Genomic DNA, 23,205 nt, shown 5'->3' with positions numbered 1-23,205 from the left:
CTGGTTCGCTCGCTGCGCTCGTTCACGCCACCGCTCCGCTTCGCGTCACGAAGCTGACCGGTCCGCGCATGCCGCGCCGCCCCCTACGGTCGTTCACTGGTTCGACAGCTCCTTCATCTCGGTGATGGCCGGAACGGCCATCGGGTCCAACCCATGGGCCAGGGCAAGGTAGATCGAGGCGAAATCCGGGACCGCGATCAGCGAGGCCAACCGCTCCAACGCGGAGCCACCCTCGGCGGTCACCACGTCGCACCGCACACCACGACGCTCGGCGAGGGTCTGCACCGCATCCGCGCGGCGCTCCTCGACGGCGAGCGGCTCGTCGGTGTCGTCCTCGGCGTTGAGCCCGCCGTCGCGCAGCAGCACCAGCCGCAGCCGGGTGCCCTCGCCGTCCTCCTCCGCCGGATCGGCGAAGATGTCCCGCTCGCCCTCGGCCAGGCCGCCGAAGACGCCGTCGAGCAGCCCGACCCGGCCCCGACCGGCCTCCCCGAGCGCACCGGTGACCACCGGGTAGCGGGCGTTGGCCGACAGGGTGTCACCGAACCGGCGGGCGGCCACGGTGGCCAGCGGGGACGAGCCCCAGACGATCGGGATCGAGCCGGCCAGGCCCAGGGCCAGTGACTTCGCCGGATTGACGAACGACTCCGCGGCGGAACGGCAGCGGTCCGCGTCCGCGTCGAGCCGGGCCGCGGTCTCCGCCAGGTCCGCCTCGTTGACCTTCACGAGCCCGAGGGAACGGGCCGCGAGCAGGACCGGCACGGTGAGCGCCCAGAGGCTGGCGCGGGCCGGGGCACGGCGGGGCACCGGGATGAACGGCGCCCGGGCCTGCTCGGCGATCGACTGCAACTGCGAGTCGGGGGCACCCACGGCGACCAGCCGGGCACCGCGCCGGTGCGCCGCCTCGGCGGCACCGAGCGCCTCCGGGCTACGACCGGACGCGCTCACCGCGATCACCACGTCCGCCGCGCCCACCCAACCGGGCACCCCGGCGCTGCGGTGCCCGATGATCGGGACCGGACAGCGCGGCCCGGCGACCGTGGCCAGTACATCCCCGGTACGCCCCGCGGTGCCGATGCCGGCGATCACGACGGCTCGGGGGCGTCCGTCGTCGGCGAGCACCGCCAGGTTCGCCTCGGCAGCCAGAGCCGCGCTCTCGCGAACCTGCGCACCGGCCGACGCCGTGTGCCGGAGCATGCCGCCCGGGTCGCGCTCGGCCAGCGCCTCCGGGTTGTCGAGCAGAGCCTCGTCGGCGTCGCGACGACCGCTGACCCCGGCCGTACCGTCGATCATGACGACTGCCCCGGGCCGCCGCGCGCCTCGTCCAGCAGCAGCACCGGCACGTCGTCGCGGACCTCGAAGATCCGGCCACACTCAGTGCAGGTAAGCGTCTGCGCCTCGGCGTCGTAGGTGAGCGGGGCGTGGTGCGTGTCCGGACAGGCGAGAATCTCGAGCAACTGCGGATCCAGGGCCATGGCACGGCTCCTTCCACGTGTGCGGCTTGACCGGCGGCGGTGCCGACCGGGTGTGCGGCTTGACCGGCGGCGGTGCCGACCGGCGCAGGCGATCTTATCGGCGAACGCGGCCGAGCACGTCGTCCCGGAGCGAGACCATCCGATCCTGGGTAGGCGCCTCGACGTTGAGCCGCAGCAGCGGCTCCGTGTTGGAGGCGCGCAGGTTGAACCAGGCGCCGTCGGGGAATCGCAGGGTGAGCCCGTCCATCTCGTCGGCCACCGCGTCGGGGTACGCGGCCCGCACCTCGGCCACCGCCGCCGCCTGGTCGGCGACCGTCGAGTTGATCTCGCCGGAGGCGATGTAGCGCTCGTACTCGCCGGCCAGCACGGACAGTGGCAGCGACTGCTCGCCCAGCGCCGCCAGGGTGTGCATCGCCGCGAGCATGCCGGTGTCGGCGAACCAGAAGTCCCGGAAGTAGTAGTGCGCGGAGTGCTCACCGCCGAAGACGGCGTTGGTCCGGGCCATCTCCGCCTTGATGAAGGAGTGCCCGACCCGGGCGACGACCGGCTTCCCACCGTGCTCACGGATGATCTCCGCGACCGCGCTGGAGGTGATCAGACCGTGGATCACTGTGGAACCGGGGTGCTTGGCCAGCTCCCGTGCGGCGACGAGGGCGGTGATCGCCGACGGCGAGACCGGCTCGCCACGCTCGTCCACCACGAAGCACCGGTCGGCATCGCCGTCGAAGGCCAACCCGATGTCGGCCCCGTGCTCCACCACCGCGCGCTGGAGGTCGACCAGGTTAGCCGGGTCCAGTGGGTTGGCCTCGTGATTGGGGAAGGTGCCGTCCAACTCGAAGTAGAGCGGCACGATCTCCAGCGGCAGCGGCGACAGGGCGGCGTCGCCCAGCACGGTGGGCACGGTGAAGCCGCCCATCCCGTTGCCGGCGTCGACGACGACCTTCAACGGCCGGATGCCCGAGAGGTCGACGAGCTTACGCAGGTAGCCGGCATAGTCGGGGAGCAGGTCACGCCGCTCGGCCGGCCGGGCCGGCGCACCGGCCGGGCGGGCGTCGCCCGAGTCCAGCAGAGCCTGGGCCCGCTCCCGGATCTCCGCCAGACCGCTCTCCTGGCCGATCGGCCGGGCACCGGAACGGCACATCTTGATGCCGTTGTATTGGGCGGGGTTGTGGCTGGCGGTGAACATCGCCCCCGGCAGGTCGAGCGAGCCGGAGGCGAAGTAGAGCAGGTCGGTGGAGGCGAGCCCGATCTCGATCACCGAGCGCCCCTCGGCCCGCACGCCGGCGGCGAACGCGGCGGCCAGTCCGGGCGAGGTGGCTCGCATGTCGTAGCCGACGACGACCGCGTCGCCCGGCTCCTCGGTGGAGTTGAGGAGTTGGGTGAACGCGGCGCCCAGCGCCTCGGCGGCCCGTTCGTCCCACTGGTCCGGCACCGTCCCTCGGACGTCGTACGCCTTCACAATCTGGGACAGATCAGACACGTGTTCCACTCCTTGGCCGCAGGTAGACACCGAGCCTGAGCGTAACGGAGGGTCCGGGTCGAGCCCCGCTCAGCCGGGGAGCCGGGGCATGATCACGGTGTGACCGCCATCGTCGGGAGGCGGATTCCCGGGCAACTGCCGGGTTTCGGGTGCTCCCGGCATCGGCTGCGTCGCCTCCGGGGGCGCGCCGGCAGCCGCTGGCCGGGCCCCGTAGACCCCGCCGGCGGCGGGGCGCGGGGACGGCACGGCACCCCAACCGGTGGCGGGCGGCTGCTGGCCGTACACCTGGCCGGGGCGACCGGGCGCGGCCGGCGGCCCACCGGCGGCCCGGTAGGTGGTGCCGCCGGGGTTGCCCGGCAGCGTGCCGGGCGCCTCGTCGGACGGTTTGCGGTCCTGGCGCGAGCGACGGAACAGCAGCACGATGAGCAGCAACCCGATCGCCACCATGACGATGCCGAAGATCATTACCGGCGACATGCCGGATGACGCCGCGGCAGCCGAGGTGTCCGGCGCGGTGGACGCGGCCCCCAGCGCCGCCGGAGTCGCCGCGTCGTCGACTGTCGCGACGTCGGTCGGGCTCGGGGTGGGCGTCGCCTTCTTCGACGGCGTCGGCGACGGGGTGACCCGCGCGCCGGTCACCCTCGCCGCGTCGCTGCCCCGGCCGATCTCCTGACCGGCCGCGTTGACACCCACGCCGGTAACGGCGAGCCGGCCACCCGGGGCACCGGCACCGAACGTCACCCGGTACCGCACCGTGATGCCCTTGCCCTTGCACAGGGTCGGCTTCGACGGTGACGTCTGCGCGGTGCCCACGGCACCGCCGCCGCCGGTGACGGCCACCGGGGTCCAACTCCCGCCCGCGTTGACCTCGACCTTCAACTGGTGCGGCTGGAGCTCCTCAAGGTTGAGAAACAGCACGGTACGCAGCAGGACGCAACCATCGGTGCGCTTGCGCACCGCCACGTTCACCGCCTGCGCGGAACCGCCAGCGGCGAAGCTGCTGGCCGCACCCACCCGGACCGAGTCCTCGTCGGCCAGCGCCGGCGACGCGCCGAGCATCACCAGGCCGCCCACCAGACCGCAGACCGCCGCGAGCCGTGCCGCGCGTCGACGCACCGTCATGATCACCTCGCCGTTCTCCCCGGGTGGGGTCCGCGGGTCAGGCTACTACCGGCCCACCCACCCCGCCGGTCATAGAGCGGCCCGGATGTGTGCCGCGTTACGGTTTGCGACCCGACCCGCCGACCTGCTCCTGGCGCGGTTCTCGACAGGTGTGCAAGCCGACGTCAGCACCTCCTCACCCGCCGAGATCCACTCGGTTTCATTGAAGTCGCGCTATCCGGCGGCCTCGGATGCCCCGACATCACCAAACCCGAGTCGATCATCCCCGGCGCGGCAGTCCGGGCGCTCGCGGCAGCAGTCCGGGCGCCAGCGGCGCGGCAGTCCGGGCGCACGCCGGCCGTCAGTCCGGGTGTTCTGCTCGGGAGAGGGCATCGCGGCAGAGTCGGTCGGCGGTGCGGGTGCTCTCCGGCAGCCGGAATCGCGGGGCCAGCGCAAGCACCTGCGCGGTCGCGTTCTCCAGACTCATCCGATGCCCGACGCTGACGAAGACCGGCTTCACCCCGTCCTGGGTCCGTAGCACCCGGCCGACGACATCACCGCCGTCGCGCAGCGGCGACCAGGCACCCCGCCCGGTGGCCGGCGGCTCCCACGTCCCGACCAGCGCGGTCTTCCCCACCCCGATCGCGGGCAACCCGGTGACCACACCGAGGTGGCAGGCCAGCCCGAACCGACGCGGATGCGCCAGCCCGTGCCCGTCGCACACCAGCAGGTCGGGGACCGTGGCCAGGCGGTCCAGGGCGGCGAGCAACGCGGGTAACTCACGGAAGGCGAACAACCCCGGCACATAGCCGAACGCCGGCCGCCCCACACTGACCGCCGAGTCCACCACGGCCAACGTCCGGGCATCCAACACCGTCACGGCCGCCGCCAGAAGGTCACCACCCAAGGAGTACGCGACGTCCAGGCCGGCCACCGTCTCCGGCGCGCTCGGCCCCGGCCCGACCAGGTCGACCAACGGCCGCAACTCCTCCTGTACGGCCACCGCCTCCGCCACACTGCCCGGCCCCACCACCTCGCCCGGCCCCATGGCCGCCTCCGCCAACCCGCCAAGCCCCGCCACCCCGCCCGGCCCTGCCACGCCGCCCGGCCCTGCCTCCTCGCCAAGCCCCGCCACGCCGCCCGGCCCTGCCTCCTCGCCCGGCCCTGCCACCTCGCCCGGCCCCGAGGTCGCCGCGCACCATGATCCACTCGATTTCATGAGAGTCGGGCTATCCCATGGCCCCGGATGCCCCGACTTCACCAAACCCGAGTCGATCACGCTGGGCCGGGGCCATCAGCGCCGTCCCCGCTGGCACTGCCGTCCGGTGCACCCTGGACAGGGTCGCCGGCGGTTCGCCCTCGGGCCGCGCCGAAGACGATCGCGGAGACGATGCCGAGAGCCACTCCGAAGGCGACGCCGCCCGTCGAGCCGAACGAGGGGATGCCGATCGCCAGGCCAAACAGGATGCCAACCAGCCATGCCCAGACATTGAACTTGCCGCTTCGCGTGTCGGAACTCGCCATCCGTCGATGCTATTCGGCCCGGCCGACTCCCCAGCTTCGCGCCACAGCGATGACCCACCGTCAGGCCGGGAACCCAGCGCCCGGCGGCGATCCACCGTCAAAGCAGGCCCAACCCGTCGCGGGCCTCCTCGATCCACCGGGTGACCCCGTGCGCGCCGATGCCGGTCGCGAGCTCAGCCGGCCTCGTCGAGCAAGGCGCGGGCAGCTCCCCGATCACCGTCGTCTGCGGCCAGGGCCGCCAGACTGCTCCCGAGATGCCGCGGGGCGTGCGGCAGTGTCTGCCGGACCTCCTGGATGCGCAGCCATTCTCAGGGATCACTGTTGCTGCCCATCCCTGAACATCGCACGAAATGAACTCTCGTCAGGCAACTTCCCGTCCCCGGTGACAGCCTCGGCCACTAACTCAACCGCGGCGCGGCTGACGTTCTTATAGCGGTCCGCATTACGGTAGTCATCGAGAAAGCGCACAACGAGTTCCGGGTCATAGACCCAGGCCCGAGCGCGATGATCCCAAAGAACGGCGTGACCGGGCCCCGCATCCATGACGAAGATGCCAACCGGCCTTTCCTCCTCATCAGTCCGGTAGATTACGTAGTAACTCAACAATCTCCCGCTCCAACTCTTCTGCAACATCCGGCGCTACGGGGAAGTCCCGAGACCCTAACCCAAAGTCATGCACAACCTGCGGGAGGCTCGTCCCGCGCTGGGTCAGCCACGCATCATACTTGCGCCAAACGTCAATATTCTGACTAATCCATTTGGCAAAAGTGGCATCCTTGGCAGGGAAACGAATATCAAGCCCGCCTGGCAGGGCATCGGGGAGGCCACGTTCGCGGTTCGCGGCAAGCATCCGCAGCAACGCCTCGAATCGTCGTTCGGCGCGGTTCGACGGCCGCCGCACCACCTCATACTCTTCGTGAGTAGCCAGCCAGGCCTCCCGCGATGCCGGGGTGTGCAGCTGCAACTCGACCAGCATCCCGTCGGGCAAACGAAGGGTACAGTTCAAGCCGTAAAATCTATTACCCTCGCGCCAAAAGTTCTTACAAGTTGAGGTCGGCACTGAGAACCCGACTCCAACCAGGTCTGCCAGAACCACATCCACGGCCTGGGTGTAGTGCTCGGCAGACGGTATCTCAAAGCAGAATCTCAATACGTCATTGACGCTCAGTACGAACTCAGAGACGTCAACCTGGGCGACGCGCCCCTCGTCAAGGTACTTCCGTGCCAACGATTCAAGCCCTTTTACCCGAAAATCGCGGTCCCGCAGTCGAATCGGATGACTCAGGCCAAGCGTGTCGGTCACGCGTTGCCCGATTTGAGTCAAAGCATCCTCGACCCGGTCAGCGGCACCCAGGGCGCGTTCGCGAAGGTCTGTCAGCGCCACCAACTCCGAGGTCGTGAGCTGGGCGAGATTGGAAGTTGGTTGACTAGAATTGCCAGAATTCGCCGCGCCGTCGCCCGCGCTCGCCGAGCCCGGGCCGTCCAGCAGCAGGTACATCCGGTTGATGTAGGGGTCACCGTGGCCGCCGTCGTCGTCCACCGAAGGGTGGTCCGGCAGGTCGGGCCGTTCGCTGAACCGGCCGCGGGGCAGCCCGCCGAGCGGCATTGGTCGGCCGTCTCCGCTCAGCACCAGCGCGTCGATGCCGACCACGTCGGGGTACAACGGCCGGTCCCGGACCACGCCGTTCTGCGGGTCCACGTAGAGCACCGTGCCGTTTTGGTTGAGCGCCACCCACGCGTGCGAACCGCCGTGTGGCCACTCGGTGACGAGGAACGCGTAACTGCCGTGGCCGCCCAACAGCAGTTGGTCGTGCAGGTTGCGGTAGCCCCGTTCGGCGGCCTCCCGCTCCTGCTCGGCGTACGGGCGTTGACTGGACGGCGGGGCGAGGAGTTGCTGGAAGCGTCCTCCGGTCACGTCCTCCACCCGGCCCGGGCCGCCGGCCTCGCCTCGGATCGGGCGGCGGATGTCCCCGTCCAGGTAGCCGTCGAAGGTACGCGGCGCCGACACCCGTGGCCGCCCGTGCACCCAGGTTTCGAACATCGACAGCGTGCAGTCCAGGCAGTTGATGCCTCGGGTGGCGTCGGCCGCGGGACCTCCGTCGTTCAGCAGCCGGAACCAGCCGCCCCGGCGGGGATCGGCGGTGCGGATGACGGTGCCGTCCGGCTCGCGGGGCATCTGCCGTTCGACGTCGACCTGGTGCAGGGCGAGCGGTGGCCGCAGTCCTCCTGGCCGCCCGTACGGCCGGGAGTCGTCGATCGGCGGGGGTACGTCGTCGCCGGTGAGCCGGGACGGACCGGAGGTCTCCACCGCGCCGAGCGCCAGCGCGCCGACGTCCCGGTTGGCGTACTCGAAGGTGGTGTCGCCGATGTCCACGACCGCCGGCGCGGTGGTGCCGGCCAGCACCGCGTCGGCCAGGTCACGCCACTGGGCGTACGCGCGGGTCTCGTCGTTCGCCGCCTGCTGCCAACCGTCGGCCCACTGCCGGCGCCCGGCCTGGTGCAGTTGTCGGGCGTAGGTGGCGTACTCGATGGCCCGCCGATCGTGCTCGGCGGCCCGGGCGCGCAGTCGGGCGGCCTCGGCCTGCCGGCGGTTGCGCTCGAAGCCGGTCCGTTGCGATTCGTAGTGCCCCTGGTAGCGGCGCCGCTCGGCGGCTTCCGCCTCGGCGGCCCACTGCGCGGCGTACCAGTCGATGGTGTCGGTCGTGGTTGCCACCGGATCGCCGAACGCCACGACGTCGACGGGGATCGACGCCCTGCCCCGGGCCGGATGGTCGGGTGGGCGCACCTGCCGCACCGGGCCGTGCGGTCGCCCCACCTCCCGGGTGGTGGAGGTGACCGGCACTGACGGGCCGGGGCTGGTCGCCGACGTCGCCGTGCCGGGAACGGTCGCCGGCATTGCCGTGCCGAGACTGGTCACCGGCGTCGCCGTGCCGGTCGACGGAGACCAGGCGGCCGGGCCGGAGGTGGCGGCGTGCGGTGAGTTGCCGAGATGACCCGGCGCAACGCCGGTGGCTGGCCCGAAGGTCCCGGCCGAAGGGACGGCCACGGTCGAGAGCCCCGAAGTGGCCACGGACGAAAACCCCGGCGCGACCGCCGACGAGACCCCGGGAGCAACCACGGACGAAGAGCCCGGCGCGACCGCCGACGAAACTCCGGGCGCGACCACCGGCGAGAGTCCCGGAGCGACCGCCGACGAACCCCCGCCAGCCCCCACCGGCGACGGCCTCGGATCGGCGACCGCTGGTGGCAGCGTCGGATCGGCCGCGATCGCTGGTGTGGCGCCGGCCTCTCTCAGGAGGGGTCCGTCCGTCGACGGTATCGGCTGCGACGACCGCTCGACGGCGTCCACGTCGGACACTGCGCCGGTCGGCGGTGGTGACGGCACGTGCCCGTCGGAGGCGGTGGCGGATGGCAGTGCCGTCGCCTGCGCCGCGGAGACGCCCGGCAGATCGGCATCTTGCGGCACCACGTGGTCCGGCGGCGACGTGGCGACGAAAGGCGTCGCCTGCGCCGCAACACCCGCGGCCGAGACCACGCCACTCGGACCCGCCGCACTCGCGGTCGGCGCGGTCGAACCTGCTCCGGCCACACCCCCTGCCGAATAGGCCGTACCCGCCGAAGCCTCGACCGACGCCAACGCCCCCGAGGCCGGCGGATCGCCGGGAACCGACGCCAAGGGAGGGAGCGAAGGCTCGGCAGCCAAGGGATGGGGCAAAGGACCGGCGAGGGCGTTGGCCTGCGCGTCGAGCCGGGCGCGTAACGCGTGGTCGGTCTGACCGGTCGCCGAACCGGTGGCCCCGGAGGCGGCCGCGCGTGCCACATCCTCCACCGAGGTCAGGCCCTGACCGGTGGCCAGGCTGGCCGCGCTCTCGGCGAGCACCTCGCCGGTCATCTCCCGTCCAAGGTGCTCCCCGACTCGCGCCACCCGCCCGGTCGCGTGCCGGCCCAGGCCAGCCAGCGGTGCCACCGCCCCGCCGGCCAGGCCGCCGACCGCCGACGCGCCGAGATCGGTCAGGTCCAGGCCGTGTGCCCGCCCGGTGGAGTTTTGGTACGCCTGGGTGGCCAGGGTGACCCCGGCCTCCTCGGCGGCCTCCTCCAGCCCTTCTCGGGCGGCCCGCTTGGTGAACCCGCGCACACCACCGCGCGCGACATCTTTGGCCGCCCGCTCGCCGGCCTCCTTGAGGCCGTGTTTGAGGGACTTGCTGGCCAGTTGGCCCACCAGCCGCTTGAAGATCTGTTGGACCAGCAGCCGGGTCGCGGTGATCGCCGCGCCGGCGGCCGGGGTTGCCGCACCGGCGGTGAGCACCGCCGCCACCGCCACCGAGAGCAGCTCGACGACCAGGATGCCCAGCTCGATCCAGACTTCCAGTTTGGCGCCCTCGATGTCGCAGCCGCACTCCTCGACCAGCCGGCCCAGGTCGGCGCTGACCGCGAGCAGCACGGGCAGCGGGGCGTCGACACCCTCGGCGAGGCCCCGCCAGGCCGCCTCGAATGCCTCGTCGACCGCGCCGACACCGCCGTACCCGCTGTGCACCTCGGCGGCGGCCGCGGCGGCATCGGTGTACGGGCCGGACAGCGCGCCGGCAACCGCGTACCACTGGTCGGCGACGTCCCAGACGGCCCGCTCGTTACCCTCCGGCCACTGCACACCGACGACCCAGTCGAGGGCCTCGTAGATCCAGCCCGGCACGTCCCAGGGTGCGTGGTCCAGTGGGTGCGGAATCGGGCTCGGCAGCACGCTCATCGCAGTCGTCGGCCGTCAGCGCTTGTCGGCGGCCCGACCGAACCGGGCCGCGCTCGCCCCGTCGGTCTGCACGCTCGCGTCGACGGCGTGGACCACGTCACCGCCCAGCTCGGTGAGCCGGTGCCCGACACCCGCCCAGGCCCGCAGCACGGTCTGCTCGAACCCGCGGTAGTTGCGCTCGAACGCGGCGCCGATGTCGTCGCGACCCCACGGCCGGGCACCGCTGGCGGCCTCGATCGCACCGCCTTCCGTGGCTCGACGGGCCGTCACCGCCTCACCAGCGAGCGCCAGGTCGGCACCGCCGCGGCGGGCCCGGGACGGATCGAGCCAGAGCTGCCCGTCGGTCATGGCTGCCCCGCGCCCCTGCCGAACACGGCATCGGCCCGGCCGAGCAGCGCGGCGTAGTCTCCGGTGCGCAGGAAGTCCGCCGACCCGGAGCCGGCCGGCATGGTCTCGGCGACGAGGTCGCGGGTGGCGTCGGCGGCGGCGGTCGCGGCGGCGCGGACCGTTTCGGTGATCTTCCGGCCGAGCGCCCCGGCGTCCCGCTCGCGGTAGACGGCCGGCGTCAACTCGACGTCGATGAGCTGGCCCTGGGCGCCCACGGTGGCCGTCACCTGGCCGTCGGCCGAGCGTCGGGTCACCCGCAGCTCGGCGAGCCGCGTCTGCAGGCTGTCCAATCCGGACCTGAGCTGCTGGTACTGCCCGTACACGTCGTCGAAGCGGGCCCGTAGCTCGCGATTGGCGCCCCGGTCCACGTGATCGCTCACCGCTGCTCCTCCCGTCACCGTCGGTAGAGCGAAACCATACCGGCCGCCATCGATCCGCGTGGTCCGGTAGTTTCGTTGTGTGATCGACCGACGACAGGCAGAGCAACTCGCGGCCACCTGGGCCCGCCGCGACTCGCAGCGCCTCGGCCACGAGTGCACGGCGATGGTCGACGAGTTCGACCTGGGCTACGTCATCACGTCGGTGGTGCCCACCGAGGCGCGCACGGTCCCCGGTGACCTGCCGACGACCGTCATCGACAAGCAGACCGGCAAGGTCACCACCTGGCCGCGGGTGCCGAGCGATGTGGTCGCGGACCTGTACCGACGCAGTCGACCCGCCGGGCCGACCGCTCCGCGCACCGTCGACCCGTCGAGTCTGCTGGTCCGGGAGATCAATCGGATCGCCACACCGAACACCGCCGCACACCTGACCCTCGAAGGTCGGATCTGGACGGCTCAGGGCACGAAGGCGGATGTGCCGCTCAACCATCATCCGCTGGTCCGCAGCTACCTCGACCAGTTGCCTCCGGGCGACCTGGTCCGCGGGGGCGAAGCCCACGCCGAGCTGATCGTGGTCTCCGACGTGCTGCACGAGTACGACCACCGCCGGGCCGCCGAGGGCATCGCGCCGATGGGTCGGGCGGAGGCGGCGGCACTCCTGGAGGGCGTCCGGTTCGAGATCTTCCGCATCCGTGAGCCGGGTGATCCCGCGGGCGGCCCCGCGGAGTTGCCCTGCGACTCGTGCATCACCTTCCTGGTGCGCGCCAACGTCCTACCGGAGTCCGCCCGGGCGTACACCGAGACCTGGCGTGCGCCGGCGGAGCCCGACCCGGATCCGGGTCGTTTCCCGGCGGAGGTCGCCAACGCGCTGGTCGCGGCCGGTTGGCGACCGCACATCGGCGATCAGATCATGGCCGCCGCGGCCGTGCGGGACGTCACCGCGGTGCGGGGGGCGACCCACCAGCACCCGGTCTTTCCCGCCGCCGTCGAGGCGCTTACCGCGTTTCCCAGCCTGGTCGGTGCCCGACGCGGCCGGGGCGAGCAGGTGTGGATCTCCCGTTTCGACATCCGTCCGCACCTGATCGCGCACACCGCCGACACACTCGCGGACTTCGGGGCGGTGCTCGGCGTCCGGCTCTTCCCGATCGGCACCGAACAACAGGACAGCATCCTGGCGGTGGACGAACGCGGCCGGGTCTTCGCCCTCGACCAGGCCGGCGAGTGGTTCCTCGGCGACACCATCGACGCGGCGCTGACCACGCTGCTGCTCGGCCGCGCCCCCGCCCGGGTCCGCGACGACGGCACCTGGCAGTCCGACTGAGGCGGGAGCGTCAGCGCAGCACCTCGACCGTGTTGCGGCGGACCAGGTTCTTGCCGGGCTCACGGATCTGGTCCATCGCCGCCGAGTTGAGCAGCACGCAACTGCCCGACGGGCCGGTCACCGTCACCGTGGTCGCCCGGTTGTTGTCCAGGTTGGTCACCCGCAGCCGCGTACCCACCGGGAACTGGCCGCTGGTGGCCGCCGGCGCGCCACCCTCGGCGAAGAAGGTGATCGAGCCGGAGCAGGCCGAGCGGGGGGCCGGGCCCGACGCTCCGGGGGACGCCGCGCCGGGGCGGATCGTGCCGGCGGTCTGCTGCCCGGCCGGCGGCGCGCCCCCGTCCACCCGTTCCACCACGTTGCGGCGGATCACGTTCTTGCCCGGCTCCCGCACCAACTCCATGGCCGCCGCGTTGAGCAGCACACAACTGCCCGACGGGCCGGTCACCGTCACCGTGGCAGCCCGGTTGTTGTCCAGGTTGGTCACTCGCAGCCGCGTACCCACCGGGAAGCGGTCGCTGGTCGCCGCGGGCGCACCACCCTCCGCCGAGAAGGTGACCGAGCCGGAGCAGACCGACGACCGGGCCGGGGCGGTGTCGGCGAAACCGAGGTTGGTCCCCACCGCCACACCCGCCGCGGCGAGCACCGCCACGCTCGCCGCCAGCACGTGCCTGCGCTGCACCCTCATCGCCGTCACTCCCGTCCTCGGTGGTGTCCTGCACCCCCTGGTACGGACGGGAACCGCCTACCGTTCAGCCGGTACGGGCACCGATCGTGCGGCGGCCAGGTCCACCGGCCCGTACCGGGTGTGCGGCGCCCCGGTCATCAACGCCCAGTAGCGGTCGCCGTACGACCAGTGCCACCACTCGGTCGGGTAGTTCACCATCCCGGCGCCGCCGAGAGCGTCCACCATGATCTGCCGGTGCCGTCGGGCGGTGGCGCCGATCGTGGGTGCGTTGGTGAAACAGGCGTCGGCGCTGTCCTCCGGGGTCGCGTCGATGGCCGTGCCGAGGTCCAACTCCACACCGTCGTCGGTGCACAGCGTCAGGTCGACCGCCCCGCCGGTGCTGTGCGGGGCCACCTCGACCGGCGAGACGAACTTGGTGGTCTCCCGGTGCAGCCGCTGCGGGGACCAGTCCGGGTGCCGTCGGCGCAGCTCGTCCCGGTAGCCGGTGAAGATGGCCAACTGGGCCTGGTACGGCCGGTAACCCTCGACCACCAGCAGGCGCATCCCGGCCGGCAGGGCACGCTGCGCGGCCAGCAGGCGGTCCACGACCGCGGCGCGCAGCCGGGCGTACGCCCCGGCGGGGTCGGCCGCGCGGCCGTCGAGCCGCAGCTCCGGCAGCTCACGCAGGTCCAGCAGGGGGTCGCCGTCGTCGGCGCTGGGCACCGCCGCCACCCGGGGATCGGAGAGCAGGATCATCGGACGGTCCCGGTGGTGATCGCGGTGCGTTCCGCATGCCGGGTACGGGCCAACTCGACGAGACGATCCACCACCTCGCGGTAGCCGACACCGACGGCCGCCCACACCTTCGGATACATCGAGTGCGCGGTGAAGCCGGGCATGGTGTTCAACTCGTTGACGTACAGCTCACCTGTCGTCTCGTCGTAGAAGAAGTCGACCCGGGCCAGGCCCCAACCGCCGATCGCGGCGAACGCGCGCAGCGACAGCTCGCGGACCCGCGCGGTGACCTCGTCCGGCAACACGGCGGGGACGATCATCGGATCCGCGGCACCGAAGTACTTCTGCTGGTAGTCGAACCAACCGCCGTCGACCCGCACCTCGCCCACCGCCGACGCCTCCGGGCGCCAGCCACCGAGCACCGCGCACTCCAGCTCGCGGCCGGTGACCCCCTGCTCGACCATGACGAGCTGATCGTGGCGAAGCGCCTCCTCCACGGCGGCGGCCAGGTCGTCGCCCTCGCCGACCCGGGAGATGCCGATCGAGGAACCCATGCTGGCCGGCTTCACGAAGAGCGGCCGGCGCAGCCCGAGGACCAGCTTCTCCGGGTCGTCGGCCGCCCGGTAGGTGTGCGCGTCGAACGCCACGTACGGGGTGACGGGGATGCCCTCGGCGCGCAGCGCCCGCTTCATCGCCACCTTGTTCATGCCCACCGCCGAGGCGAGGATGCCGCACCCGACGTACGGCACGTTCAGGGACTCCAGCAGCCCCTGCACCACGCCGTCCTCGCCGAACGGGCCGTGCAGCACCGGGAAGACCACGTCCAGCTCGGCGTGCACCGCGCCGGGCGCGTTACCCGCGTACACCTGCACGACGCCGGGACGCGGACCGGCCCGCAGCTCGACGGCCGGGCCGGTCACCAGCAGGCGGTCGTCGATGGCCCGCTCGGCGGCCGGCCGGTCGCGCAACTCGGCCAGCAGCGCGTCGGGCATCAGCCGCAGTCCGCCGCTGCGGGTGACGCCGATGGCGAGCGTGCGGTAACCGCCGCCGCCGAGCGCCCGAGCCACCCCGAGCGCGGACGCACAGGACACGTCGTGCTCCGCCGACGGCCCACCGAACAGGATTCCGATCCGCGTCGGCGCGCTCACGCCGCCACCTGATCCACAGCCGCCACCTCGGCGGCCGGTTGCGTCAGCAGCCGGGCCACCAGCGCCGCCTCCACGTTCCCGCCGGTCATCACCACCCCGACCGTCCGCTGCCGGCCGGCTTGGCGGGCGAGCCGGAGCGCACCCGCCAGGCCGGCCGCACCTGACGGCTCGGCGAGCACCTTCAGCTCCGTCAGGATCAGCCGGAACGCCGCCCCGATCTCGTCGTCGTCGACCCGAACGACCCCACGCAGCACGTTGCGCACGATCGCGAACGGCAGCTCACCCACGCAGGACGGCCGCAGCCCGTCCGCGATCGTCGGCACCGGCGCGACCGGGACACGCTCACCGGCTGCCAGACTGCGGGCGAGCGAGTCACAACCAACCGGTTCCACGCCGTACACCTCGATGTTCGTGCCGGCGGCGGCCAGGCAGCCGCCCGCGACCCCGCCACCCCCACCCACCGGTACGACGAGCGTGTCCAGCGGTGTGCCGGCGCGCTCGGCCTCCTCGATCAGTTCGAGGCTGGCGGTGCCCTGCCCGGCGATGACGTCCGGGTGGTCGTACGCGTCGACCACGGGGTGACCGCTCTCGTCGCTGAGCCCGTTGGCCACCGCCACCCGCTCCGGCACGCTGGTGCCGGCGAACACCACCCGCGCCCCCGCCGCGCGGGCCCGGTCGACCTTCGTCGGTGCCGCGTCGACCGGCAGCACCACCGTCGCCGCGATCCCGTGCCGCCGGGCCGCCAACGCCACCGCCACCGCGTGGTTGCCGGTGCTCTGCGCGATCACCCCGGTGTGACCGGCCGCGACGAGCCGACCGACCGCCCGCAGCGCGCCACGCATCTTGTACGAGCCGCCGTCCTGGAGGTTCTCCGCCTTGAACAGGACTCGCGCCCCGGCCAGTTCGTCGATCACCGGGGACCGCAGCACGGGTGTCCGGACCACGCGGCCGGCGAGCCAGCGGGCGGCCTCCCGCACATCGGCCCGGGTCTGGGCAACGGTGTGTGACATCGGTTCTTCCTTTCGGGCACACCACGGGCCGGGTCCAGCGGTACGCGGACCCGGTAGACGACGGTGCGGTGCTAGGTCACATTGGGTAGTTGGACGTCGACGCGTAGGCCCCCGTGTTCGGCGGGCCGGGCCGCGATGATCCCGTCGTGCGCCTGGGTGATCGAGCGGGCGATGGCCAGACCGAGGCCCGCGCCGCCGCCGTGCGAGGTGCGATCCCGGGCGAGCCGGCGGAACGGCTCGAAGAGACCGGCCACCGCCTCGGCCGGCACGGGCTGCCCGGTGTTGACCACGGACAGCGCGGGCACCCCGCTCACCGCGACGGTCAGCGAGCCACCCCGCCGGTTGTACTTGATCCCGTTCTCCACCAGGTTGCTGACCAGGCGCTCCAACAGCACCCGCTCCCCCACCACGACCCGGGGTACGAGATGGGTGTCGATGGTGACCCCGGCCTCCCGGGCGCGGTCCTGGTACCCGGCCAGCACCGACTCGACGAGCGAGTCGAGCCGCTGCGGTATCCGCGAGCGCAGGCCCTGGTCGCTCTCGCTGAGGGCGAGCAGGCCCTCGATCAGCCGCTCGTTGCGCTCGTTGGTCTCCAACAGTTGGCTGGTCAACAGCTCCAGCTGCTCACCGGACAGCGCCCGAGCCATGCCGACCTCGATGAGCGTCCGCTGCACCGCCAGCGGGGTACGCAGCTCGTGCGAGGCGTTCGCGGCGAACCGTCGCTGCCCCTCGTACCCGGCGGAGACGCGTTCCATCATCTCGTCGATCGACCGGGACAACTGGGCCAACTCGTCGCGCCCCCGGGGTCGGATCCGGTGACCCAGATTCTGCGGGCCGAGGTGCCCGATCGGCCCCGCCAGGTCACGGACCGGGCGCAGGCACCACACCGCGCCGAACCAGAGCGCCACCAGGACCGCCACGCTCACGACCAGCACGGCAACCAGGGGCAGCACGAACGCCCCGGAACGCGCCTCGGCACACGCGCCGCTGAGCCCTGGCACGGGCACGGCGCAGAACTGCTGCCCCCAGGTCCAGGTCATCGCGGCCAGCCATTTGCCCAGCGTCGGCAGCAGTGGCCCGGCCAGCAGAGCCAGCAGGCCCACCAGCAGCACCCGACGTCGGGGCGTCCAGGTCACGGCGTACCGCCGATCCGGTAGCCGGCCTTCGGAACCGTGTGGATGACCGCGGGATCGCCGAGCTTCTTGCGCAGGGTCATCACGGTGACCCGTACCGCGTTGGTGAACGGGTCGGCGAACTCGTCCCAGGCCTGCTCCAGCAACTCCTCGGCGCTGACCACCTTCCCGTCGGCCCGCAGCAGCACGTGCAGCACGGCGAACTCCTTCGGGCTCAGGGCGAGCGGACGGCCGTCCCGCGTCGCCACGTGCCGGCCCACGTCCAGCGTCAGGCCGTCCCGGGCGAGCACCGGCGGCAACGCCGGGGTGGACCGTCGACCGAGCGCCTGCACCCGGGCCACCAACTCGGCGAAGGCGAACGGCTTGGTCAGGTAGTCGTCCGCACCGAGACCAAGACCCTCCACCCGGTCCCGAATGCCGGCCGCCGCGGTGAGCAGCAGCACCCGGGTGCCGACCTGCGAGTCGGCGATGCGGCGGCACACCTCGTCGCCGGTGTGCCCGGGCATGTCCCGGTCCAGCACGGCGACGTCGTACCGGTTCACCCCGATCCGCTCCAGCGCACCGTCGCCGTCGTAGCAGACGTCGACGGCCATCGACAGGCGGCGCAGCCCTTCGGCCACCGTATCCGCCAACAACCGCTCGTCGTCCGCCACCAGCACCCGCACGTCGTCCGCTCCCCCGAGTTCCCCTCTACCCGGCATACCGTGGCAGGCCGGGGTTAAGGGTTCTGTAAGCACCCGTCGCAGCCATCCTCCACGCGCATGTCCAACGGGCAAACCAGCGCAAGCCAGACCCTGCCGGTTTCGTCCCCACCACAAGCCCTCCACCCAATCCGCCCCCAAAACCACCCCGCCAAAACCAACGTGACCTCCACCACACCCCCACCCACACCCCGCCCCGTCCCGCCCCCGCCCCCCGCCCCCCGCCCCCCGCCCCCCGCCCCCCGCCCCGTCGATCATGGAGTTGTGGTGGGCGTTGGGCCCCCTATTGCACCCTTTGAGAGGCACCACAACTGCATGATCGACAGGGGGACGGGGGCGTGAGTCGCTCGTGTTGGGTTTGGCTAGGGGGCTAGGAGCGGGATCAGGGTTTTGATGATGTGGGCGGGGCGACGGTAGAGGTCCAGGTCGGTGAAGTGGCGCATTTGCCAGCCATTGGCGGCGAGCCAGTTCATTCGAGAGCGATCGTGCCGGAGTCGGACGCGGTCCAGGTGGGACGAACCGTCGTACTCGACACCGACGCGGTGTTGCCGGTAACCAAGGTCGAGGCGGTAGAGCGGTATCCCGTTTCTGTCTGGGACCCAAAGCTGCGGCTCCGGCGGCGGCAGGCCGCCGTCCATGAGTACCAGCCGGAGTTGGCTCTCCTGCCGGCACTCTGCCCGGGGATCGGCACGGGGCACGAGATCACGCGCCTGACAGACTCCACGCAAACGCCTGTGCCGATCGACCTCGGCCCGAAGCTCCTCGGGCTGGCAGGCACCTACGCGGAGACAAAGGTCCAGCAGCGGCATCACTGCCATCCGGTGCAGGGACCGGGCCAGGTCCACCGCGCACCTGGAGGCGGGCGCACAGGGCACCCCGGCCAGCAGCACCGGGTCGCGCACCGGCAGTACCGCCTCGTGGGTGACGACGCCCCGGATACGCGGGACGTTCTCCCCTGCCGGCACGAGCACGTGCACGTCGGTTGTGCGAGCGTCGCCGAAGCCATGCAGTTGTGCGCCGGTGTGGAAGCCGACGACGGCAGTGGCGGGTAGCCGTCGGAAGATCGCTGGTAGGCGTCCAGCCTGATCGGCCGACGGCGCGTAGATGCCGCGAGACATCCGGTGCAGGCGGGACCGCTCGGCCAGCCTACGCACTTGCTCCCGGCTAAAACCGGCGGAAAGTAACTCCGAGTATCGATACGAACGCTCTGCCATGCCGCAGGAATCTGCACCAACAGGTCGCCAACCCTCGACCCCAACTGAGCAACCTGTGGATAACTACAGGCCCTGTGCACAACCCCCGAAGTACCTCCCACGGTGCTATGCGCACCAGTCCGCCACCTCGGCCGATCATGGAGTTGTGGTGCCGGACAGAAGCCTCGAACCTGCGCTTCCCGGCCACCACAACTCCATGATCGACGCCGCTCAGGGGCGGACGACGCCGCTCAGCGTCGGGGGCGGGGGGTGGGTTAGTCGCAGGCGGTGCCGTCGCCGTCGCGGTCCAGGTCGTAGATGTCGTTGCCGACCACCCGGATGGGCCCGCTGACGTAGGCCGGGCCGTTTCCGCTGCCGCCGGCGCAGTCGACGTCGCTGGCGATCGGGACGCAGCCGCTGTAGTTCGGGTCGCAATTCGACGACTGTGGCTTCTTGGTTCCGACAGCGACGACCTCGGTTACCGGCTGCTTCGTAACTGTGGACTTGACCAGCTTCCGGCCCGTCTGAACCCCGTCCGTGGTGGTCACCTGGTAGGTCAGCGTTCGCACGCCGTCCACACCCTTGGTGCGGACCACCCGCTTGCCCTCGGCCAGCGATGAATCCTTGATGGTCTGCGCACCGTGCCTGATCACGCTCAGCTCGGTGACAGTCTTCACCCGCACCACCGGCGAGGGCACCGCACCGGACGAGGGCGCCGCACCAGACGAAGGTCCCGCACCAGACGGTCGCGCCACTCCGGACGGAGTCGCAGTACCGGGCGGGACAGGCGTGGCAGACGGGTCGGCGATCGGCGACGCGACCTGCGCCTCGGTCGGCTCGGCGGATGCCACCACGATGGGTTGCTGCGGCTCCTCGGCAGAGGTGCCGGTACGGGTGCGCTTCGTTTCGTCGGTCAGCGCGCCGACGATGGCACTCCCGGTGCAACAGAGCAGCAGGAACGAGAGGGCTACCGAGCCGAGGATCACGGCCACTCGACGGCCCGGGCTGGCCCGGCGGAACCAGTCCGGTCGGGGCGCCGGGGCGAACGGCGGCGGGTGCGGCCCAGGGTTCTGCGGTGGTTGCATCGTCACGGCGATGAGTGTCGTCTCAAATACTCGCTGCAATATCCGCCGTCGTGACGATCACCCGCGCCATTCGCTGTCCATGGACGATCGGTGGGCGGCCCTCCGGCGACCAACCGACAACTGCGGCGACCTTGGTGTCGGGCCCGACGGGGCCGATCGTGCGGCTGCACCTGCCATCAGGAGATGCAAACCTCCACGTACCGGACTCATCTGCAGGGTCCTACAGGCGACGGCCGAGGTCGACGAAGGTTGTGTCGAGATGCCGTCAGCGCACCGGGTCAGCGGCGGCGAGAGCGGAGCGAGGTGAGGGCGGCCAGCAGCAGCGCGATCGCGAACATCGCCGTGCTGATGACGTTCACCTGTGGGGGGATGCCACGCTGGGCGGCGCCCCAGACGTACATCGGGAACGTGACTGTGGTGCCGGCGTTGAAGTTCGTGACGATGAAGTCGTCGAAACTCAGCGAGAAGGCCAGCAGCGCGGCGGCCACGATGCCGGGCAGCACCAGCGGCAGGGTGATCCTCCGGAAGGTCTGCCACTCGTTGGCGTAGAGGTCCATGGCGGCCTCCTCCAGCCGCCGGTCCATTCCGCCCAGCCGTGCCTTCACGGTGACCACCACGAACGACACGCAGAACGTCACGTGTGCGATCACGACGGTCCAGAAGCCCTGTGGCACCCCCGCCGCCACGAAGAGCGCCAGCAGCGACGTGCCCATCACCAGTTCCGGGGCAGCCATCGACAGGAAGATCAGCATGTTGATGCCGGACCGGCCGCGCGGGCGGTGCCGGACCAGCGCGAACGCCAGCAGGGTGCCCAGCACGGTGGCGATCACCGTGGCGAGGAAACCGATCCGTACGCTGCGCAGCACCGCGTCACACATGTCCGAGGTGGCGCAGGGCTGTCGCCAGTTGTCCAGGGTGAACTCGTTGAAGTCGTACGACAGTCGACTCGACGGCCGGTTGAAGGACAGCCCGGCCACCACCAGGATCGGCAGCGCCAGGTAGCCGAGCACCAGCAGCGCCACGATCAGCACCCAGCGGTCGACCAGCCAACGGGTGATCCTCACGGCACCTCCCCCGTGCCGGCCCCGCGCAGGTGACCGAAGACCACCGCGAGGATCGCCGCCAGCAGCAGGAACGACAGCGCGGCGCCCTGCGGGTAGTCCAGCCGGACCAGGAACGCCGAGTCGATCACGTTGCCGATCATGTACTCGTTGGGGGTGCCGAGCAGTTCGGCGTTGATGTAGTCGCCGCTGGCCGGGATGAAGAACAGCAGCATGCCGGCGACCAGGCCGGGCCGGGACAACGGCAGGGTCACCCGGCGGAACGTCTGCGCCCCGCTCGCGTACAGGTCGCCGGCCGCCTCCAGCAACCGGTGGTCGAGCCGCTCCAGGCTCGCGTACAGCGGCAGCACCAGAAACGGCAGGAAGTTGTACGTCAGGCCGAGCACCACCGCGAACGGCGTGGCCAGCAGCCGGCCGTCCGGTGCGAGCAGGTGCACGTCGCGCAGCAGGCCGACGAGCGCGCCGTTGTCCGACAGGATCGTCTTCCACGCCAACGTGCGGACCAGGAAACTGGTGAACATCGGCGCGACCACGCAGACCAGCAGCAGGTTCTTCCACCGCCCGGCCTTCCGCGCGATCGCGTACGCCAGCGGGTAGCCCAGCAGCAGCGCCAGCACCAGGGCCAGCCCGGCGTAGCCGAACGAGCGCAGAAACTGCGGCCAGTACGCCCGCAGCACGTCCGGGTAGTTGCCGACCGCCCAGCTCATCGCGTAGCCGGTGGACAGCGAGCCGTCGGGGTCGTACAGGCTGGCCGCCGCGAGCTGCGCCAGCGGCACCCCGAAAAAGACGAACAGCCAGGCCACAGCAGGAAAAGCCAGGAGGTACGGCAGAAGCGGGCGCCTCCCGGACCGGGCTGCCGGTGCCGCAGCCGCCGGCGCTGCCTGCCCCGAGCCGCTGGGAGCCGGGCGGGTCACGGCGACGCGCTCACCGGCTCGGCGAGCACCGGCCACGGCCGGTCGGCGTCTGCGGCGCCCCGGGGCAGCAGGAACGCGTGCCGCGGGTGCCAGTACGCAACGGCCGCACCGCCGAGGGCGACAGGCGTCGACGTCGCGCTGTTCGCCACGAACACCGTCAGCTCGCCGCCCCAGTCGGTACGCAGCAGATACTGCGTGCTGACCCCCACGTAGGAGGCGTCGCTGACCACCCCGGCGACGTGTTGATGCCCCACGGGCACCTGGTCGGCGGAGCCGACCAGAGTCAGCTTCTCGGGGCGTACCCCCAGGTGGACCGGACCGCGGTCGGACCGTGCCCGGCCGGCGGGCACCGAGAAGCGCGTGCCGTGCGCCGTCACCGCGACGTCGCCGCCGCTGGCGCCGGTGGCCTCGCCGGCGAGCAGGTTGGACTGGCCGAGGAAGCTCGCCACGAACGCGGTGGCGGGGAACTCGTAGAGGTCGGCCGGCGCGCCCTGCTGCTCGATCCGACCCGCGTTCAGCACCGCGACGGTGTCGGCCATGGTCAGGGCCTCCTCCTGGTCGTGGGTGACGTGTACGAAGGTGATGCCGACCTCGGCCTGGATGCGCTTCAGCTCGATCTGCATCTGCCGGCGCAGCTTCAGGTCGAGAGCGCCGAGGGGCTCGTCGAGCAGCAGCACCTGCGGCCGGTTGACCAGGGCGCGGGCCAGCGCGACCCGTTGCTGCTGGCCGCCGGAGAGCTGGGCCGGTCGGCGCTTGCCGTAGCCATCGAGCTGCACCAGCGACAGCATCCGGTGCACCTCGCCGTCCACCGAGCGGAGGCCGCGTCGACGCAGCCCGAAGGCCACGTTCTCGAAGACGGTGAGGTGCGGAAAGAGGGCGTAGCTCTGGAACACGGTGTTGACCGGTCGCCGGTACGGTCGCAGCCGGGTGACGTCGCCGTCTCCGAGCAGCACCTGGCCGCTTGTCGGCTCCTCCAGGCCGGCGATCATCCGCAGCGTGGTGGTCTTGCCGCAGCCGGACGGGCCGAGCAGCGCGAAGAACGAGCCCTGCCCGACGGTCAGGTTGACGCCGTCGACGGCGGTGACACTGCCGAACCGCTTGGTGAGGTTGGCCAGGCGCAGATCGCCGCCGGGTGCCTCGCGCGCCATCCCC

At 71.7% G+C, this 23,205-nt stretch carries 22 protein-coding genes; 1 reads left to right on the top strand and 21 read right to left on the bottom strand.

Features of this window, described 5'->3' with window-relative positions; genetic code table 11:
• Positions 1-93: 93 nt before the first annotated feature.
• From AB0B57_RS20330 to AB0B57_RS20285, 10 genes are all read right to left on the bottom strand, one after another.
• Positions 94-1,290, bottom strand: coding sequence for an SIS domain-containing protein (locus AB0B57_RS20330; protein WP_357071724.1), 1,197 nt, complete (start codon positions 1,288-1,290; stop codon positions 94-96).
• Entirely contained in the window at positions 1,287-1,472 is a 186-nt protein-coding gene (locus AB0B57_RS20325; RefSeq protein WP_091394023.1) for a Trm112 family protein, read from the bottom strand. Before AB0B57_RS20325 ends, AB0B57_RS20330 begins: the two co-directional genes overlap by 4 nt.
• 94 nt (positions 1,473-1,566) lie before the next feature.
• The gene (locus tag AB0B57_RS20320) at positions 1,567-2,952 is read right to left on the bottom strand and encodes a phosphomannomutase/phosphoglucomutase (protein WP_357071721.1); all 1,386 of its coding nucleotides are present in this window, start codon (positions 2,950-2,952) and stop codon (positions 1,567-1,569) included.
• A gap of 69 nt (positions 2,953-3,021) precedes the next feature.
• Positions 3,022-4,074: a hypothetical protein gene (locus tag AB0B57_RS20315; protein ID WP_357071718.1), complete on the bottom strand. Its 1,053-nt coding sequence runs from the start codon at positions 4,072-4,074 to the stop codon at positions 3,022-3,024.
• Between the two features lie 340 nt (positions 4,075-4,414).
• The gene (locus AB0B57_RS20310) at positions 4,415-5,101 is read right to left on the bottom strand and encodes an endonuclease V (RefSeq protein ID WP_357072217.1); all 687 of its coding nucleotides are present in this window, start codon (positions 5,099-5,101) and stop codon (positions 4,415-4,417) included.
• A 227-nt stretch (positions 5,102-5,328) separates the two neighbouring features.
• Positions 5,329-5,577 carry a hypothetical protein gene (locus AB0B57_RS20305; protein ID WP_357071715.1) on the bottom strand — a complete coding sequence of 83 codons (249 nt, stop codon included), beginning with the start codon at positions 5,575-5,577 and terminating at the stop codon, positions 5,329-5,331.
• 315 nt (positions 5,578-5,892) lie between these two features.
• Positions 5,893-6,180, bottom strand: coding sequence for a hypothetical protein (locus AB0B57_RS20300; protein ID WP_357071712.1), 288 nt, complete (start codon positions 6,178-6,180; stop codon positions 5,893-5,895).
• On the bottom strand, positions 6,152-10,321 hold the full coding sequence (locus tag AB0B57_RS20295; protein WP_357071709.1) for a toxin glutamine deamidase domain-containing protein: 4,170 nt from the start codon (positions 10,319-10,321) through the stop codon (positions 6,152-6,154). The genes AB0B57_RS20300 and AB0B57_RS20295 overlap by 29 nt, the downstream gene beginning before the upstream one ends.
• Positions 10,322-10,336: 15 nt before the next feature.
• Positions 10,337-10,669: a hypothetical protein gene (locus AB0B57_RS20290; RefSeq protein WP_357071706.1), complete on the bottom strand. Its 333-nt coding sequence runs from the start codon at positions 10,667-10,669 to the stop codon at positions 10,337-10,339.
• On the bottom strand, positions 10,666-11,088 hold the full coding sequence (locus AB0B57_RS20285) for a YbaB/EbfC family nucleoid-associated protein (protein ID WP_357071703.1): 423 nt from the start codon (positions 11,086-11,088) through the stop codon (positions 10,666-10,668). The genes AB0B57_RS20290 and AB0B57_RS20285 overlap by 4 nt, the downstream gene beginning before the upstream one ends.
• A 79-nt stretch (positions 11,089-11,167) precedes the next feature.
• On the opposite strand from AB0B57_RS20285, the gene AB0B57_RS20280 reads away from it, so the two are divergent.
• Positions 11,168-12,409, top strand: coding sequence for an SUKH-3 domain-containing protein (locus AB0B57_RS20280; RefSeq protein WP_357071700.1), 1,242 nt, complete (start codon positions 11,168-11,170; stop codon positions 12,407-12,409).
• Between the two features lie 10 nt (positions 12,410-12,419).
• On the opposite strand, the gene AB0B57_RS20275 is transcribed toward AB0B57_RS20280, so the two are convergent.
• The 11 genes from AB0B57_RS20275 to AB0B57_RS20225 all read right to left on the bottom strand — a co-directional run bounded on the left by AB0B57_RS20275 (position 12,420) and on the right by AB0B57_RS20225 (position 23,201).
• On the bottom strand, positions 12,420-13,094 hold the full coding sequence (locus AB0B57_RS20275) for a hypothetical protein (protein ID WP_357071697.1): 675 nt from the start codon (positions 13,092-13,094) through the stop codon (positions 12,420-12,422).
• A gap of 57 nt (positions 13,095-13,151) precedes the next feature.
• Positions 13,152-13,829: a M15 family metallopeptidase gene (locus AB0B57_RS20270; protein ID WP_357071694.1), complete on the bottom strand. Its 678-nt coding sequence runs from the start codon at positions 13,827-13,829 to the stop codon at positions 13,152-13,154.
• Positions 13,826-14,956: a D-alanine--D-alanine ligase family protein gene (locus AB0B57_RS20265; RefSeq protein ID WP_357071691.1), complete on the bottom strand. Its 1,131-nt coding sequence runs from the start codon at positions 14,954-14,956 to the stop codon at positions 13,826-13,828. Before AB0B57_RS20265 ends, AB0B57_RS20270 begins: the two co-directional genes overlap by 4 nt.
• Positions 14,953-15,966, bottom strand: coding sequence for a pyridoxal-phosphate dependent enzyme (locus tag AB0B57_RS20260; protein ID WP_357071688.1), 1,014 nt, complete (start codon positions 15,964-15,966; stop codon positions 14,953-14,955). Before AB0B57_RS20260 ends, AB0B57_RS20265 begins: the two co-directional genes overlap by 4 nt.
• A 71-nt stretch (positions 15,967-16,037) precedes the next feature.
• Positions 16,038-17,102, bottom strand: a complete 1,065-nt coding sequence (locus AB0B57_RS20255) for a HAMP domain-containing sensor histidine kinase (protein ID WP_357071685.1) — start codon at positions 17,100-17,102, stop codon at positions 16,038-16,040.
• A complete protein-coding gene (locus AB0B57_RS20250; protein WP_357071682.1) occupies positions 17,099-17,764 on the bottom strand; it encodes a response regulator transcription factor in 666 nt (221 codons plus the stop codon). Before AB0B57_RS20250 ends, AB0B57_RS20255 begins: the two co-directional genes overlap by 4 nt.
• Before the next feature lie 398 nt (positions 17,765-18,162).
• The gene (locus AB0B57_RS20245; RefSeq protein ID WP_357071679.1) at positions 18,163-18,918 is read right to left on the bottom strand and encodes a DUF559 domain-containing protein; all 756 of its coding nucleotides are present in this window, start codon (positions 18,916-18,918) and stop codon (positions 18,163-18,165) included.
• Between the two features lie 350 nt (positions 18,919-19,268).
• On the bottom strand, positions 19,269-20,078 hold the full coding sequence (locus AB0B57_RS20240) for a G5 domain-containing protein (RefSeq protein WP_357072214.1): 810 nt from the start codon (positions 20,076-20,078) through the stop codon (positions 19,269-19,271).
• 278 nt (positions 20,079-20,356) lie between these two features.
• Positions 20,357-21,142: an ABC transporter permease gene (locus AB0B57_RS20235; protein WP_357071676.1), complete on the bottom strand. Its 786-nt coding sequence runs from the start codon at positions 21,140-21,142 to the stop codon at positions 20,357-20,359.
• Entirely contained in the window at positions 21,139-21,942 is an 804-nt protein-coding gene (locus tag AB0B57_RS20230; protein ID WP_357071673.1) for an ABC transporter permease, read from the bottom strand. The genes AB0B57_RS20235 and AB0B57_RS20230 overlap by 4 nt, the downstream gene beginning before the upstream one ends.
• Before the next feature lie 107 nt (positions 21,943-22,049).
• The gene (locus AB0B57_RS20225; protein ID WP_357072211.1) at positions 22,050-23,201 is read right to left on the bottom strand and encodes an ABC transporter ATP-binding protein; all 1,152 of its coding nucleotides are present in this window, start codon (positions 23,199-23,201) and stop codon (positions 22,050-22,052) included.
• Between the last annotated feature and the right edge of the window lie 4 nt (positions 23,202-23,205).

Origin of the sequence: Micromonospora sp. NPDC049101, from assembly GCF_040648675.1 — a bacterium.
Taxonomy (GTDB): Bacteria; Actinomycetota; Actinomycetes; order Mycobacteriales; family Micromonosporaceae; genus Micromonospora.
This window is presented reverse-complemented; position numbering and strand designations above follow the sequence as displayed.